The 15,542-nt window shown below is 68.1% G+C and carries 12 protein-coding genes (1 of these 12 running past the window's edge); 3 read left to right on the forward strand and 9 right to left on the reverse strand.

The window, feature by feature from the left end; translation table 11 throughout:
• The 8 genes from purF to OXI49_00250 all read right to left on the reverse strand — a co-directional run.
• Window positions 1-773: the 5' portion of an amidophosphoribosyltransferase gene (gene purF, locus OXI49_00215; GenBank protein ID MDE2688914.1), read on the reverse strand. Its footprint begins 631 nt before the window's first position; the window shows 773 of its 1,404 coding nt (coding positions 1-773); its start codon is at window positions 771-773; the stop codon falls past the left edge of the window.
• Window positions 774-779: 6 nt separating this feature from the next.
• The gene (gene purL / locus OXI49_00220) at window positions 780-3,032 is read right to left on the reverse strand and encodes a phosphoribosylformylglycinamidine synthase subunit PurL (protein ID MDE2688915.1); all 2,253 of its coding nucleotides are present in this window, start codon (window positions 3,030-3,032) and stop codon (window positions 780-782) included.
• Window positions 3,033-3,037: 5 nt separating this feature from the next.
• A complete protein-coding gene (purQ, locus tag OXI49_00225) occupies window positions 3,038-3,757 on the reverse strand; it encodes a phosphoribosylformylglycinamidine synthase subunit PurQ (GenBank protein ID MDE2688916.1) in 720 nt (239 codons plus the stop codon).
• The gene (purS, locus tag OXI49_00230; GenBank protein MDE2688917.1) at window positions 3,754-3,996 is read right to left on the reverse strand and encodes a phosphoribosylformylglycinamidine synthase subunit PurS; all 243 of its coding nucleotides are present in this window, start codon (window positions 3,994-3,996) and stop codon (window positions 3,754-3,756) included. The genes purQ and purS overlap by 4 nt, the downstream gene beginning before the upstream one ends.
• Before the next feature lie 69 nt (window positions 3,997-4,065).
• The gene (locus OXI49_00235; GenBank protein ID MDE2688918.1) at window positions 4,066-4,944 is read right to left on the reverse strand and encodes an MBL fold metallo-hydrolase; all 879 of its coding nucleotides are present in this window, start codon (window positions 4,942-4,944) and stop codon (window positions 4,066-4,068) included.
• Between the two features lie 6 nt (window positions 4,945-4,950).
• Window positions 4,951-7,863: a hypothetical protein gene (locus tag OXI49_00240; protein MDE2688919.1), complete on the reverse strand. Its 2,913-nt coding sequence runs from the start codon at window positions 7,861-7,863 to the stop codon at window positions 4,951-4,953.
• Between the two features lie 9 nt (window positions 7,864-7,872).
• On the reverse strand, window positions 7,873-8,568 hold the full coding sequence (locus OXI49_00245) for a hypothetical protein (protein MDE2688920.1): 696 nt from the start codon (window positions 8,566-8,568) through the stop codon (window positions 7,873-7,875).
• A gap of 133 nt (window positions 8,569-8,701) precedes the next feature.
• The gene (locus OXI49_00250; protein MDE2688921.1) at window positions 8,702-9,187 is read right to left on the reverse strand and encodes a tetratricopeptide repeat protein; all 486 of its coding nucleotides are present in this window, start codon (window positions 9,185-9,187) and stop codon (window positions 8,702-8,704) included.
• Between the two features lie 90 nt (window positions 9,188-9,277).
• Between OXI49_00250 and dprA the strand changes: the two genes are divergently transcribed.
• Window positions 9,278-10,447: a DNA-processing protein DprA gene (gene dprA / locus OXI49_00255; GenBank protein MDE2688922.1), complete on the forward strand. Its 1,170-nt coding sequence runs from the start codon at window positions 9,278-9,280 to the stop codon at window positions 10,445-10,447.
• 6 nt (window positions 10,448-10,453) lie between these two features.
• Here the strand turns inward: dprA and topA are convergent, their stop codons facing one another.
• On the reverse strand, window positions 10,454-13,147 hold the full coding sequence (topA, locus tag OXI49_00260) for a type I DNA topoisomerase (protein ID MDE2688923.1): 2,694 nt from the start codon (window positions 13,145-13,147) through the stop codon (window positions 10,454-10,456).
• Window positions 13,148-13,212: 65 nt separating this feature from the next.
• Here topA and trmFO point away from each other — a divergent pair, with 65 nt between their 5' ends.
• Together trmFO and xerC are read left to right on the forward strand one after the other, a co-directional pair.
• On the forward strand, window positions 13,213-14,610 hold the full coding sequence (gene trmFO, locus OXI49_00265) for a methylenetetrahydrofolate--tRNA-(uracil(54)-C(5))-methyltransferase (FADH(2)-oxidizing) TrmFO (protein ID MDE2688924.1): 1,398 nt from the start codon (window positions 13,213-13,215) through the stop codon (window positions 14,608-14,610).
• Window positions 14,541-15,518 carry a tyrosine recombinase XerC gene (xerC, locus tag OXI49_00270; protein ID MDE2688925.1) on the forward strand — a complete coding sequence of 326 codons (978 nt, stop codon included), beginning with the start codon at window positions 14,541-14,543 and terminating at the stop codon, window positions 15,516-15,518. Before trmFO ends, xerC begins: the two co-directional genes overlap by 70 nt.
• Window positions 15,519-15,542: the final 24 nt, after the last annotated feature.

The raw sequence follows: 15,542 nt of genomic DNA on the forward strand, positions 1-15,542 counted from the left end.
GATTGCGCCACGGTATCGGAAAACACCTCACTGTCCGGACGCGAGAAGTACACATGCTCGAAGACGCAGCGGGAAGCCCTCGCGACCGGCGGCAAGCGGTAGCTCTCGATCTGATCGCCCCGGGCCAGAACGACTTCGCCGCGGTCCAGCTCGCGGAGCGGTCGAGCCTCCAACAGGTCGAAGGCGCAGGTTTCGGACGCGAAGCAGGGCTGTCCGTCGAGTTCCCCCAGAATCAGCGGCCTGAAACCGTGAGGGTCCCGGGCCGCGATCAGACCTTCCCGAGTGATGAGCAGCAGGGAGTAGGCGCCCCTGACGTCGCCCAGCACCCGTAGCAGCGACTCGACGACTTCGTGATGCGGCCGGGTGGCCATCAGGTGGAGAAAGACCTCCGAGTCGCTGGTCGTCTGGAAGATGGATCCCGCCGCCTCCAGCTCGTGGCGCGTCGCCAGGGCGCTCACGAGGTTGCCGTTGTGCACGATGCCGAGCGGGCCCATCGAGGTCATGACGACGATCGGCTGCGCATTCGCGATGACGCTCGAGCCGGCCGTCGAATAGCGGGTATGGCCGATCGCACGATCTCCCACGAGCTCGCTCAGCTTGCGCTCGTCGAAGATCTCGGCGACCTTCCCCATGCCGCGTTCCGCATGGAGCTGCTCACCATCCCACGAGACGATCCCCGCGCTCTCCTGGCCCCGGTGCTGCTGGGCGTAGAGGCCCAAGTATGTGAGGTTCGCCGCGTCCGGCGCGCCCTCAATACCGAAGATGCCGCACATCCCGGCCTAGCCTACCGCTCGCGGCAGGGCTTCCGTCCAGACCCGCCGCAAGTCGTCGATCGCGCTATCGACCGTGCCGCCGTCGAAGCCCAGCACCAGGCGATCACCTCCCACGTCGCCGATCTCCCTGGCCGGTACTCCACGCGCCTCCGCCGCCGCCAGAAGCTCTTCCGTCCCCGCGGCCGGAACGGTGACGATCGCTCGCGCCTGACTCTCCGAGAACAGTGCGAGGGGGCCGCAACCGACCGCGCCCCGAAGGCCGATGCCCCGGGCCATCGCACACTCTGCCAACGCGACGAGCAAGCCGCCGTCAGCCAGATCGTGACAGCCGCTCAGCCAGCCGGCGCGCCGCGAGTACCGAAGCAGCGCGCACAGAGCCGCTTCGGCTTCCAGGTCGACCGCGGGGGGACACCCCGCTTCGACTCCATGGAGCAGACGCTGATAGGCCGAGCCCCCGTATTCGCGGCTGTCGGAACCGAGCAGCACCACCCGGTCGCCCGGCCGCCAGAAGCCGCACCCCAGCACCAGGTGGAGGTCTCCCTCCGCGCCGACGTCCTCCAGCCGATCGATGACGCCGACGATCGCCACCGTGGGGGTCGGGTGGACCGCTTCACCCTCCGTCTCGTTGTACAGCGACACGTTGCCCGAGATCACCGGCACGTCGAAAGCCCGGCAGGCCTCAGCCATTCCCTCGATGCACTCCCGGAGTTGCCAGGCGATTCCGGGGTTCTCCGGCGAACCGAAGTTGAGACAGTTCGTCATGCCCACCGGCTCCGCGCCGACCGTCGCCAGGTTGCGAACCGCCTCGGCCACGGCCTGCCGCCCGCCCATCCGCGGCTCGAGCCAGCAGTAGGACGGGTTGACGTCCGACGTCAGCGCCAGGGCCGAAGGGGTTCCCTTGAGCCGCAGCACGGCGGCGTCGGAGCCCGGACCGACGATCGTGTTCGACCGCACGGTCGAGTCGTACTGCCGGTGGATCCACCTCTTGTCGCCGAGTTCCGGCGTCCCGAGAAGACTCTTGAGCGCCCGAAGCGGATCCTCCGGTCCTTCGCAGTCGACGAGCCGCTGGCGCTCGCGAAGGTCCGCGGGAGGGGCCGCCGGCCGATCGTAGACCGGCGCTCCGTCGACCAGCGGCTCGACCGGCATGTCCGCAACGGTACGGCCGCGAAACGTGAGACGTGCACGCCCGCTATCGGTTACCCGGCCGATCTTCGACGCTTCGAGGCCCCATCGGGACAGGATCTCGACCACCGCCTCCTCCTGGCCTCGCTGGGTGACGAAGACCATCCGTTCCTGCGACTCGGAGAGCATGATCTCGTAGGGAGTCAGAGAGGCCTCGCGCAGCGGCACCAGGTCCAGGTCGAGCTCCACCCCCGCGCCGCCGCGGGCGGCCATCTCGAAGCAGGAGCTGGTCAGTCCGGCGGCGCCCATGTCCTGGACCCCGAGCACGACCCCGCTCCTCATCGCCTCCAGGCTCGCCTCGAGCAGGACCTTCTCCGTGAACGGATCGCCCACCTGCACCGTGGGCCTCTTCGCCTCGCTCTCGGCGTCGAACGCCTCCGACGCCATCGTGGCGCCGTGAATGCCGTCACGGCCCGTGCGGCTGCCCGCGTAGAGAATCGGGTTGCCGGCGCCCGAAGCCGTGGCGGTGAAGATCCTGTCCTCCCGGCACACGCCGAGAGCGAACGCGTTGACCAGGATGTTGCCGTTGTAGGACGGGTGGAATCCGGTCTCGCCCCCGACGGTCGGGATGCCGACGCAGTTGCCGTAGTCCCCGATGCCGCGCACGACGCCGTCGACGAGATGCCGCATCCGCCCGCCCCGTTCTCCTTCGATCTCGCCGAACCTCAGCGAATCCAGGCAGGCGATCGGCCGCGCGCCCATCGTGAACACGTCGCGCAGGATTCCACCCACGCCGGTGGCGGCGCCCTGGTAAGGCTCGATGAAGCTGGGGTGATTGTGGCTCTCCATCTTGAAGGCCGCGACCCAGCCGTGGCCTATGTCGACCACTCCGGCGTTCTCGCCCGGCCCGTGGACGACCCGCCGGCTCCGCGTCGGGAACCGTCGCAGGTGGATCTTTGACGACTTGTAGGAGCAGTGCTCCGAGTAGAGGGCCGAGGCGATCCCCAGCTCGGTCCAGGTCGGACTGCGACCCAGCAGCTCGCAGAGTCCGCCGAACTCCTCCCCGGTCAGGCCGTGATCGACCGCGAGGGCCGAATCGACGACCGGTTCGCCTGCTGCAGAATCCGGCGTCGTCACCGGCCTTACCCGCCCGCCGCCGCCAGCGCGCCGAGCCGGCCGCCACCAGCCACCGCGCCAGCCAGGAGACCCAGACCGTCCCGGTTGCCCAGCATCTCTTCCGCACATCGCTCGGGATGCGGCATCAGGCCCAGCACGTTGCCGCCAGCGTTACAGATACCGGCGATCGCCCGCTCCGATCCGTTCAGGTTCGCGGTCGGCTCGCGCCGGCCGGCGCCGTCCACGTAGCGGAACACGACCTGACCGCACCGCTCCAGCTCGTCAAGCGCCCCCTCGGTGTCCACGTAGTTGCCCTCTGCGTGGGCGACCGGCATCCGCAGCACGTCGCCCTGCCGGTAGTTGGAGCACCAAACCAGATCGTCCCGCTCGACCCGCAAGTGGACGTCGACGCTCAGGAAACGCAGATCCCGATTCCGCCGCATCGCGCCCGGCAGCAGACCCGTTTCCAACAGCATCTGGAACCCGTTGCAGATACCAAGCACCCGTCCTCCGGCCTCGGCGTGGCGCCGCACTGCGGCCATGATCGGCGAATGCGCGGCCATGGAACCCGCCCGGAGGTAGTCGCCGTAGGAGAAACCGCCCGGCAGCACGACCAGTTCGCATCCCTCGAGCGACGTCTCCTGGTGCCACAGGAACGTCGTCTCCTGCTCGAGCACGTGACCCAGCACGTGGTACACGTCGTGGTCGCAGTTGCTCCCGGGGAAGACCACGATCCCGCACTTCATTCCGAGACCCACTCCACGGTGTAGTCCTCGACGATCGGGTTGGCCAGTAGCTGCCGGCACATCCGGTCGACCGCCTCGGTCGCCTGTTCCTCGTCCGCGGCCTCGAGCGCGACCTCGAAGCTCTTGCCGGCGCGGATGCGGCGTACGCCATCGAATCCGATCCGACCGAGAGCGTCCTCGATCGCCCGCCCCTGGGGGTCGAGCACCTCGGCGCGCGGGTAGACCAGAACCCGAGCCACGAAACGGCCTTCCGGTCCTTTTCCGTGGCGACTCGTCTGCGACGTCAACTCAATCCCTCCCCCCGGCGCTCAGCCGCCAACCTCCAGCCAGGGTCCAGGCCGATGCTGCTCGGCCACCAGCAGCTTCGCCCGTGAGCGCCGCCGATCGAGCACCGGCTGCACCGCCGCGACCGCGAACGCCGGCGAGTTGTTCGTTTCCGAGAGATGACAAAGGACGACCCAGGACAGACGATCCGAAAGCAGAGCCTCGACTCCGGCGGCGGCTTCCTCGTTGCTGAGGTGCCCCCGATTCGACGCGACTCGCTCCTTCAGGCGCCAAGGGTATGGTCCCGTGCGCAGCATGTCGAGATCGTGATTCGACTCGAGCACCAGAATGTCGAGATCCTGGAGGTTTCGCCACGCTTCCGGCGTCCGGCAGCCCAGATCCGTCGCCAGCCCAAAGCGATACCCACCGGCGCTCTCGACCACGATCCCGACCGGTTCCCGCGCATCGTGTGACACCGGGAACACGTCAATCCGGAAGCCGGCGGCGACAAGCGGAACGCCGGGCGCCATCGGACGGGCGAAAGAGCCGAGACCGCGCAACAGCGGCCCCTTGTACGTGCCGCGCGTGCCGTAGACCGGAACCTGGTGCCGCCTGGCGAAACGGTCGATTCCCCGGCAGTGATCGTCGTGCTCGTGGGTCAGAAGCACCGCGTCGACGTCGGCGGCGGAACGGCCCACCGCCTCCAGCCTGCGTTCGAGTTCCCGGCACGAGAATCCCGCATCGAGCAGCAGGCAGCCTTCGCCACACTCGACAATCGTGCTGTTGCCGCCGCTACCGGAGCCAAGCACGGCAACCCGCAGACCCGTGCCTCCGTCCGTCTTACGGCGGCGCGACCGCAGCTTCGATTCGCGGCCGGCGGCGGCCAGCGCACCGTCGCCGAAGAGCGGAAGTTGCCGGCTCAAGCTCCTTTAGAACCGCTGGCCGATCCAGAACGTCGTGCGGCTGTCGGCCGACTCCTTGAAGTCCCACTGGGTCGCGAAGTCCCAGTGCAGATCGAGGCCGAGCATGCGCACCGTGAGGCCGAAGCCGTAGGCCGCGATCGCGTTGTCCAGCCGGCTGTTCTCGGAGTCCCAGACGTTGAAGTCCTGGACATCGTCGAACCAGGCGCCGGCGATATCGAGGAAGAAGCGCCCCTGGATCCCCTGGAAAGTCCAGATCGGCGTCACGAAGAAGTCGATCAGGGGGAAGCGCAGCTCGAGATTCGTGAAAAAGCCGTGGTCGCCGACCATGTCGCGGAAGTCGACTCCCCGCACCGTATCCAGGCCGCCGAAGTACACCGGATTGGGGAAGTTGCCGGTTCTCATGCTGCCGAAGAAGCGGGTCGCGAAGACGCTGCGCCGCGTTAGCGGGAAGTACTTGCGCGCGTCGAGCTGGAAGGTCTGCGTCAGTGCGCCGGACTCCTCGAGGTCCGGGGCGTACTCCGCCGACAGGCGGTAGCGGTGCCCGCTTGAGGGCCCGGCGGGTCCGAACACCGTCGTGTCGCCGACCAGGGCGGTCTGGATCACCGGGTAGTCATCCTCGCGCGGGGAGATGGTCGGAATCGGCCGTCCGAAATCATCCAGCACGAGGTTGAAGTCGTGGTCCCGCGCATACGCCTGATAGTCCAGCTTGCGGCGGATGTAGCCAGCACCCAGCTCGAACCTCCGGTAGAAGCTCATCGGATAGGAGATCGAGAAGATGGCGCCGGTCTGCTGGAAGAACGACCGGCCGCGCTCGTAGTACCCGTAGTTGTAGTCGTAGCCGATGTAGAAGGCCCGGTCGTCGAACAGCGACACCTGCCATTGCAGCCGGTTCGAGAGGTTCAGGTAGGTCACGTTGAACTGGGAGAAGCTCTCGACCGAGGCGAACGTCGTGAACAGCCGCCGGTCACCCAGGAAGTCCGAGAACTGCAGGTAGACCTGACCCAGGAACGTCTGGTTGTCGTCAACGCCGACCGCGGTCTGGGCATCCTCCAGGAACAGTCGCCAACCTCGCTTGTCCTCCTTGTTCGACTCGTCGATCGAGACCTGGATGTCCGGTTCAAAAAGGTCGATCGCCGGGATCGGCTCGGACGTCTCGCCCAGGTCGACGACCTGGACTTCCCCGATCGGTTCGTCGACGTCCGTCTCGTAGAGGTCGAACCGGCCCTGCCAGAAACCCGTGTACACCAGCCGGTCGTCGCTCCCGGCCCTGCCCAGCACGGTGGGCTGGAAGCAGCCGGTGATCGCGTTCGTGTACTGGCGAAGCTCGCCCGTCTCGACGTTCAGCCCAAAGATGTTCTCGGCACCCGTGCGGTCCGACGTGAAGTACACCGTCCGGTCGTCGCTCGAGAAGACCGGGTCCGTGTTGTGGTGCTCGTCGCTGCCCAGGCGAACCCGCTCCATCGTCTCCAGGTTGAGCCGGAAGAGCTGCCCGTTCTCCCCAGGCAACGAAGAGAACACGAGCCACTGGCCGTCGTGCGAATAGGACGGAGAGCCGTCGAAGACCTCGTCGTTGGTCAGGTTCCGGATCTCCAGCGATTGCAGATCGAGCTGGAAGATGTCGTACTGCCCGTTCTGGTTGCCGGCGAACGCGATGCTCCGGCCGTCCGGGCTCCAGGCGGGCGCCGTCTGCTGCTCGATCTCCATGTCGATGACGCGGCGCACTCCCCCGCCCAGGACATTGACGATGGCGAGGGAGTAGCCCGCCTCCTTGCGTACAAAGGCCGCCAGCGAGTTGCCGTCGGGCGAGAAGGCCAGGTCGCTGCCGTGTTTGCGCCCCAGCGTCAGCATCTGGGCGACGTAGTGGCGGAAGTCCGCCGTGTATCCCCGCGTCAGGTTGCGGACCGGCTCGCGCTCCTGGGTGTCGAAGAGAACGATGTCGACGTCGCCCTGGAAGGTCGAGAACGCCGCCACGAGGTCGCCCGAAGGAGAGGCCACCGGCGACGTCTCCTGGCTACCCTGGGGACGGGTGCGGAACGGCCGCCCGAAGTCGCTCGGCTCTCCTGTCGCCACCAGTTCGGGCAGGTACCGGTTGCGGAGCCAGCGGCGGAACTCGAGGTCGAAGTCCTCGGGCTCCATGCGGAAGGCCCGTTCGATCGCCCGGCCCACCCGCGATCCGATCGTGTTTCGGAACTCGAACAGGAAGTCGATTACCCCGTCCGCCCCCCAGCGCTCCTCCATGAAGTCGAAAGCGGCGTGGCCGTAGCGGTAGGCGAAGAAGCCGCTCGCCTGGCCCGAGGTGATCGGCGGCAGTCGATCGTTGACCACGGCGTCTCGCAGATACATCCGGTCAGACGCGCTCTCATCCTCTGCGAAGTAGCTCGCCATGCCCTCCATCAACCACTGCGGCGGACTGTTCGTCATGGCCCGCCCCAGGCTTCCGCCGAACAGGATGTGGTACTGGAAGATATGCGTCAGCTCGTGCAGGATGAGCTCGTAGAGTTCGACGTCCGGCAGGTCGATGGGCAGGACCATCCGGAACCGCGCTGAGGTGGCGAAAGCCGCGACTCCCTCCGGGATGAAGTTGATGATCACGTTGTTCTGGAGGAAATCGGAGTGCGTGTTGTAGATGATCAGCGGCGTCGGCTCCTGGATCTGGTAGTCCAGGTCGAGCGACAACTGGTCGTACGCGCTCTCCGCGAGTGACGCCACCTTCTGCAACTGGGGTTCGCTCTCGGAGTAGTAGTAGATGTCGAAGTGAGTCGAGTGGTAGATCCGCCAGTCGAAGTCCTCGTAGCGGATCTTGTTCTTGCCGAAGCCCTGCGCCTGCAGGCCGGCGGCCGCGCAGACCAGGAGCGCACAGACCAGGGCGGTGACGCGGAGGGCCGGCATGCCGTCCGGTCGGAGTGCTGCTGAACTCACTGCTCCTCCTTAGGGCGTGAAGATCACGCGCGAGACTTCAATGTCCTTCTGCGTGAAGACGCCCAGGATGCGGTCCTCCAGCGCGTACAGGTTCTCGAACATCCCCTGCAACGGGTCCGCCTGCTCGCCCTCGAAGCTCTTGAAGTCCTTGAAGTTGTCGTTGTAAATCAGTTCGCCGGTCGAGCCGTCGAAGACCATGACGACGATGTCGTACTCGAAGCCTGTCTGCTCGACGAGTACCTGCCGGTACATGGTGCGGCCGTCGAAGGGCGAGATGTACTCCTCGGTCCGGTAGCCGGACCGATCCTGGATGTCGAAGTCGAGAGTGCCGGCCAGAATGAGGTCCGACTGCGTCGTCTCGCCGAGATTGCGCCAGAAGTCCTCGTCCCTGGCCAGCATCTCCAGGTCGTACGTCGGGTAGTCGATCCGCCCCGCCTCGACGATCCGCAGGTCCGTCTCGCGACGGAGCACCTTGTTCAGGTAACGCTCGAACTCCCCCTGGACGTCGATGTCCGACCCTTCGATCCGGCCTTCGCCTTCCTGGCTGACAACCAGGAAGGGCGCCGGCAGCAGCGTGTCGCGGCCGGCCAGGTCGATCCGCGCCCGCATCGGCAGTGTCAGCCTCACCTCAACCGTCCCTTGGGCACTCGCCGGAGTCGCCGTCAGCGGTGCCAGCAGGCCGGCCAGAAGGCCAGTCGAGGCCACGATCGCCAATCCTCTACTGACGGCCCATCCTCTACTGGCAGCTTGCGTCACGCGCGTCACCTCCAACCATCGGGGCAAGCAAGAACCATTCCATGACCTCCAGGCCGACCACTACCGCGAGCCGGGAGAGGAGTCACCGCGCATCGGCAAACGGTCCGCTCGCGCCGCCTCCACCGCTCTCCGGGGAGGTGGGCTGGGCGGCTTCTTCCGCCACGGACGACACCTCTTCGTCCTCCTCCCGGTCTCCCTTGAAGTTCTGGTAGTACTCGACGAAGCGCGAGTAGTTCCGCCGAACGTCCCGCTCGCGGGGCGCCAGCCGCAGGGCCTGACGGTAGTAGCCCAGGGCTTCCTCGAACAGACCCAGTGCCTCGTGCGCGACCGCGATGTTGCTCAGGATCGCCGGATGTTCCGGCTCGATCCGGCGAGCCTGCTCGAACCGGAAAAGAGCCTCGCTCCAGAGGCCCCGGTCGGCCATGTCCACACCGAACTGCCACTGCTGTTTGGCCTCGGGGGCCACCTTGCGCTTCTGCGCTTCGGCGGCGCCCGAGATCGTCGCCAGGACCAGCACTCCCGCGATCAACGCCAGAACGCGCGGCCGACGGTAAGCAGTGCGCGTCATCGAGCCAGTATAGATCACGGACCTGGAATCCGTCTCTGTCTCTGAGCGCCGTTCCAGGAGAGCCGCGCGATCCGGAAGGAAGGCAGCGCGATGGCAGGAGAACCGGTCCCGAACGGGAACATCCCCAGAGACGGAGACGATGTCCGACAGGCCCTCGTCGCACTGAATCTGGTTCACGGAAACCGCGGTGTCATCTGCGCCCTCGCCCAACGGCTCAACACGGCCGGGGAACTCCGGAACGACCGCTTCGCCGAGGAGGCGGCCCGCAGCCTCGAAGCGCCGCTCGACAGTGTTCGGACCATTCTGCTCGCGGCGCGCGGCCGCCTCGACGACGCCAGCGCCGAGATGGCCCGAGCAGGCAAGAACGGCATCGAGATCGTCACCCTGGTCGATCGTGACTACCCACCGGCCCTCGCCGACCTCGGACTGCAGGCGCCTCCCGTTCTCTACGTCCGCGGCCGCTTGAATCAGGCACCCGGTATCTCGATCGTCGGTTCACGCAAGGCGGACGCGTACGGTCTCGAGGTGGCGGCCTGGTTCGCACGCCGCCTGGCCGCGGCCGGCCTGGTCGTCATCTCCGGATTCGCTCGCGGCATCGACCAGGCGGCCCACCGCAGCGCGCTGGCGGCCCGTGCCGGCACAGGCAGCACCGCCGCCGTGCTCGGTTGCGGCATCGACGTCGACTATCCCCGCAACAGCCGCCGGACCGCGGCCGAGATCGCACGGCACGGCTGTCTGATCACCGAGTTCCCGCTCGGCCGGCAGCCTCGTCCCAACCACTTTCCGATCCGAAATCGCCTCATTGCCGCCCTCGGTTTCGCTTCGGTCGTGGTCCGCGCCGCTCGGCGCTCGGGCTCCCTGATCACCGCCCGCCTGGCCCTCGACCTCGGCCGCGACGTCTACGCGGTTCCAGGTTCCGTCCTCTCCCGGGAGTCCGCCGGCGCCCACCTGCTGCTGCGGGATGGAGCGATTCCCGCCCTGGACCCCGACGCGATGCTCGAAACCCTGCCCACCTCGATCCTGGCCCGGCTCGAGCGGGCGTCGGAAGACACGGCCGAGCCGACGCGATCCGCCTCCGCCGGCGTATCCGAGGTCGACGACCTCCTGGGCGCCCTCAGGGAAGGCGCCCGAACCCCGGAGGAACTCGCATCCCGACTCCAGCGACCGGTGCCCGGCGTCCTCGCCACCCTCGCCCGCCTGGAAGTCGACGGACTCGTGCGACGCTACGAGGGCGCGAACTACGCCTTGGCGTCCCGCTAGCGCCGCCTAGCGCCGCGTCGTCTTCTTCTTCGCCGCTCTCCGCTTCCGCGCCGGCCGGGGGCGGGCCGCCCTTGGGTTCTTGCCCTGGGCCACCATCTTCGCCTCGCGTGCCGCCAGGAGATCGACCGCCTCATCGAGGCCGACGTCCTGCGGATCCTTGCCCTTGGGCACCGTCGCGTTGACCTGACCATCCGTCACGTAGGGACCGAAGCGCCCCGTCTTGATGGAGAGGGCGAGGCCGCTCCGGGGGTGTTCGCCCAGCTCCTTGAGCACCGACGAGGAACCCCGGCGGCGTTTCGGCTGGCGTAGCAGCGCCAGAGCCTCGTCGAGCCCGATCGTCGCCATCTGCTCCTGGCTCTCGAGGCTGCGGCTCTCCTTGCCGCAACGGACGTAGGCGCCGTACCTTCCGTCCTGGACAGTGACGACCTCATCGCTCTCGGGATGACGACCGAGCTCGCGCGGAAAGGAAAGCAGCAGGAGCGCTTCGTCGAGGGTGAGGCTCGCTCGATTCATCGACGGCCAAAGACTGGCCATCTTCGGCTTGGCCGCCCCGCTCCCACGCTTCCTGCCCGGTCCGCCCGCGACGGCGTCGCCCAACTGGACGTAGTCGCCGTAACGTCCCGTCTTCACGTAGACCGGTTCGCCGGTCTCGGGGTGGTGGCCGAGCGGGCCCTTGCCTTCGGCCGCGCTCTCGAGCAGGGAAAGCGCCTTCTCCACCGTCATCTCGTCCGGCGGCAGGTTGTCCTCCAGCGAGACCCGCTCCCCGTCGTCGCCGGCCTGGACGTACGGACCGTAGCGGCCGACCCGGACGGCGACTTCGCGGCCCTGGTCGTCCTCACCCAGCAGCAGCGAACACACCGCGCGGGCGTCGATCTCGTCGACCCCCTCGCCGACCAGCGACTGCAGGCCCTTGCGACCGGCGCCTCCCGGCCCCGGCTCGCGGCCGAAGTAGAAGTTCCGCAGCCACGGCCTGGCCTCCCGCTCTCCGCCGGCGATCGCGTCGAGATCGCTCTCCATTCGCGCCGTGAAGTCCAGGTCGACCAGATCCCCCAGGTGCTCCTCCAGGAGCCGGGTCACGGCGAAGGCGAGGAAGGTCGGCACCAGGGCCGACCCCTTCTTCCAGACGTAACCCCGGTCCACGATCGTCTGCAGGATGGCGGCGTAGGTCGACGGCCGGCCCACCCCCTGCTTCTCCAGTTCGCGGACCAGACTGGCTTCGGTGTAGCGCGCGGGCGGCTGCGTGGTGTGGCCGTTCGGCTCGGCGCTCGCCACTTCGACCCTCTCGCCATGGCTCAGCTTCGGCAGGAACCGCTCCTCGTCCTCCGCCCGGGTCCGGGGATCGTCGCTGCCCTCGACGTAGACACGCAGGAAACCGGCGAAGCGCAGCACCCGGCCGGAGGCGGTCAGCCGGACCTCGCCGGCCCCCGGGGTCGACGTGTCCAGCCTGACCGACGTGCTGGTGCCCTTGGCGTCCTTCATTTGGGACGCCAGCGTCCGCTTCCAGATCAACTCGTAGAGGCGCAGCGAGTCCCGGTCGAGGGCTCCCCGCAACTGGTCCGGCGTGCGGAAACTGGTGCCGGCCGGCCGGATCGCCTCGTGCGCCTCCTGGGCGTTCGCTCTCCGGGCATAGACACGCGCCTTGCCCGGCAGGTACTCGGAGCCATAGAGATCGGCGACCTGCCGCCGCGCGGCGGCGATCGCCTGCCCGGAGAGAGCGGTCGAGTCCGTGCGCATGTAGGTGATGTAGCCGTTCTCGTACAGCCCCTGGGCCACCCTCATCGTGCGCTGGGCCGTGTACCTGAGCTTGCGTGCGGCCTCCTGCTGGAGGGTCGAAGTGATGAAGGGCGCGTAGGGACGGCGGGTGAACGGCTGCTCCTTCACCTCGGCGACCACCGGGCGGGTCGACGGCAGTTCCTCGCCCAGCGTTTCCGCCTCGGCCTGCTGCAGCAGGTGGGCCTTGGTCTTCAGCTTGCCCGTTGTCCGGTCGAAGTCCCGCCCGCGAGCCACCGTCCTGCCGCCGATCGCCGACACCCTCGCGGGAAAGCGTCGCGCCTGCCCGTTCTCCGTCTCGAGCTCCACCTCGACGGTCCAGTAACCCGCGGGCACGAAAGCCATCCGCTCGCGCTCCCGCTCGACGACGATCCGGGTCGCGACGCTCTGCACGCGGCCGGCGGACAGGCGCGGCTGAACCTTCTTCCACAGCACCGGGGAGACCTCGTAGCCGTAGAGCCGGTCCAGCACCCGCCGCGCTTCCTGGGCGTCGACCAGACGGCGGTCGATGTCCCGGGTCTCGCCGAGCGCCGCCTCGACCGCCGATTTGGTGATCTCGTGGAAGACCATCCGGCGCACCGGCACCTTGGGCCGGAGCACCTCCTTCAGATGCCACGCGATCGCCTCCCCCTCGCGGTCCTCATCCGTCGCGAGGACGAGTTCGTCAGCGTTCCTGAGCGCCTTTCGGAGCTTGGTGATCTGCTCCTTCTTTTCGCGCGGGATCACGTAGAGCGGATCGAATCCGCCTTCGATGTCGACGCCGAGGCGGGCCCATGGCCGCCCGCGGTACTTCTGCGGCACCTCCGCGGCGGTCCGGGGCAGGTCACGGATGTGGCCGATCGACGACTCCACCCGGTAGCCGGGCCCGAGGTAGCGCTCGATCGTCCGGGCCTTGGCCGGCGACTCGACGATGACGAGGGAGTTGCTCATACGCGCGGGACCATAGTAGAGCGGCGCACCTTGTCAAGCCGGCACGGCCTTGCCATGATGCGGCAATGACCGCGCCCGTCGTAGTCGTTGGCGGCGGGCTCGCCGGTAGCGAGTGCGCCTTTCAGCTGGCCTCCCGGGGCCGGGCGGTGACGCTGTACGAGATGCGGCCACGGCGGTCGACGCCGGCCCATGCGAGCGCGGACCTCGCCGAACTCGTGTGCTCGAACTCGCTGCGCAGCGACGACCCGCACCATGCCGCCGGCCTGCTGAAGCGGGAGATGGAGTACTTCGGCTCCCTGATCATCGCCGCGGCCCGCAGAAACGCCGTTCCCGCAGGCGGAGCGCTGGCCGTGGACCGGACCCGCTTCGCCGCCGACGTCACGGCCGCGGTCGAATCGCAACCGCTGATCGAACTGCGGCGCGAGGAACTGACGGCCCTGCCCGAAGCAGACGCGGGCGGCGACTGCGTCATCGCCACCGGCCCCCTGACGTCGGAAGCCCTGACCCGGGAAATCGAGAACCTGATCGGTGCGGGCCATCTCTACTTCTATGACGCGATCGCGCCCATCGTTACGGGAGAGAGCCTCGACCACGACCGGCTGTTCCGGGCCTCGCGATACGGCAAGGGAGGCGACGACTACCTGAACTGTCCGCTCAGCGAGGAAGAGTACCGGCGCTTTCGCCGCGCCCTGCTGGAGGCGGAGACGATCGAGCTGCGCGAGTTCGAGCGGCCGCTGTTCTTCGAAGGCTGCCTGCCGATCGAGGAACTCGCCCGCCGCGGCGAGGACACCCTGCGCTTCGGACCGATGAAGCCCGTAGGCCTCCGGCCGCCGGACGGCACGCGCCCCCACGCCGTGGTCCAGCTTCGCCAGGAGGACCTCGCCCGCAGCCAGTACAACATGGTCGGCTTCCAGTCCCGGATGACGTGGCCCGAGCAGCGCCGCGTGCTCCGCACCCTGCCGGGACTCGCATCCGCCCGCTTCGTCCGCCACGGCCAGGTCCATCGCAACACCTTCATCAACGCCCCCCTCCACCTCGATCGCTGGTACCGCTTCGCCGGGCGGTCCAACCTGCGCCTGGCCGGCCAGATGACCGGCGTCGAGGGCTACCTCGAATCGGCCGCCACCGGTCTCGCCATCGCCCTCTACCTCATGCTCCAGGACGGAGACCGGCAGCCGTCTCCGCTTCCCGACACGACCGCCCTCGGCGCCCTGGCCCGACACCTCACCGAGTCGAACCCGAAGCGCTACCAGCCCACGAACATCAACTACGGCCTGCTCGAGCCCCTCGCCGGACGCGTGCGGAAACGCGACCGACGCGCCGCCTACGCCGACCGGGCGCACCAGGCACTCGCGGCCTGGGCCGGTAACATGGGGATCGCGGGAGCGCCTTCGTGGGAACCACCATCGACCATGCCGAGCCAGGAAGACGAGCCGAACGGCGCGGCGCGCTCGCCCGCCTGATCCCGGACTTCCTGGAATACCTGGAACTGGAGCGGAATTGCTCCGAACACACCGTGCGGGCGTACGGCCGGGATCTCGCGGCCTTCGCCGAGTTCCGAACCGCCAGCGGCAACAGCGACCAGAACCTCCATGACATCGACCCACTGCTGGTCCGGTCCTTCGTGGCCTCTCTCAACCAGCGTCGACTGGCCCGGCGCACCCAGGGCCGTCACCTCTCGGCGCTGCGCGGCCTGTTCCGCTACGCCTGTCTGATGGGCCGGATGCAGTCGAACCCGGCCGAGTCGGTGCCCACGCCGAAGGTCGAGAAGACCCTGCCGCGCCACCTGCGTCCGGGCGAGATCGAGGCCCTGCTCGAGGCTCCCGCCGGCCGCGAGGGACCGCTCGGCCTGCGGGACCGCGCGTTGCTCGAACTGCTCTACGCCTCGGGTCTCCGGGTCGGTGAGCTGGTCGCGCTGAACTGGCGCGATATCGACCTCGGGGCCAGGGTGCTCCGCGTCGTCGGCAAGGGAGACCGCGAACGGATGACGCCCTTCGGCGGGCCGGCCGAGCAGGCGCTCCGCCAGTGGCTCGACGCCTGGGAAGAGGTGTTCCGGCCTCGGGACGGCACCGACGACGGGAACTTGGAACCGGTCTTCCTGAACCGTAGCGGGGGCCGACTCTCGGCACGATCGGTGCGCCGCATCATCGACCGCTACGTCGAAGAGACCGCACAGGCGGCCGGGGCTCATCCTCATGCCCTGCGCCACAGCTTCGCGACCCACCTGCTCGAATCGGGCGCCGACCTGCGTTCGATCCAGGAACTCCTCGGCCATGCCTCGCTCTCGACCACTCAACGCTACATGCATGTGGATACCGGACGCCTGCTACAGGTCTACCGCGAAAGCCATCCCAGGGCGAAGGGCGCCTGAGCTCCTTCCCGACAGTTCAAGAAG

Source organism: Acidobacteriota bacterium, from assembly GCA_028875725.1.
GTDB lineage: Bacteria > Acidobacteriota > Thermoanaerobaculia > Multivoradales > Multivoraceae > Multivorans.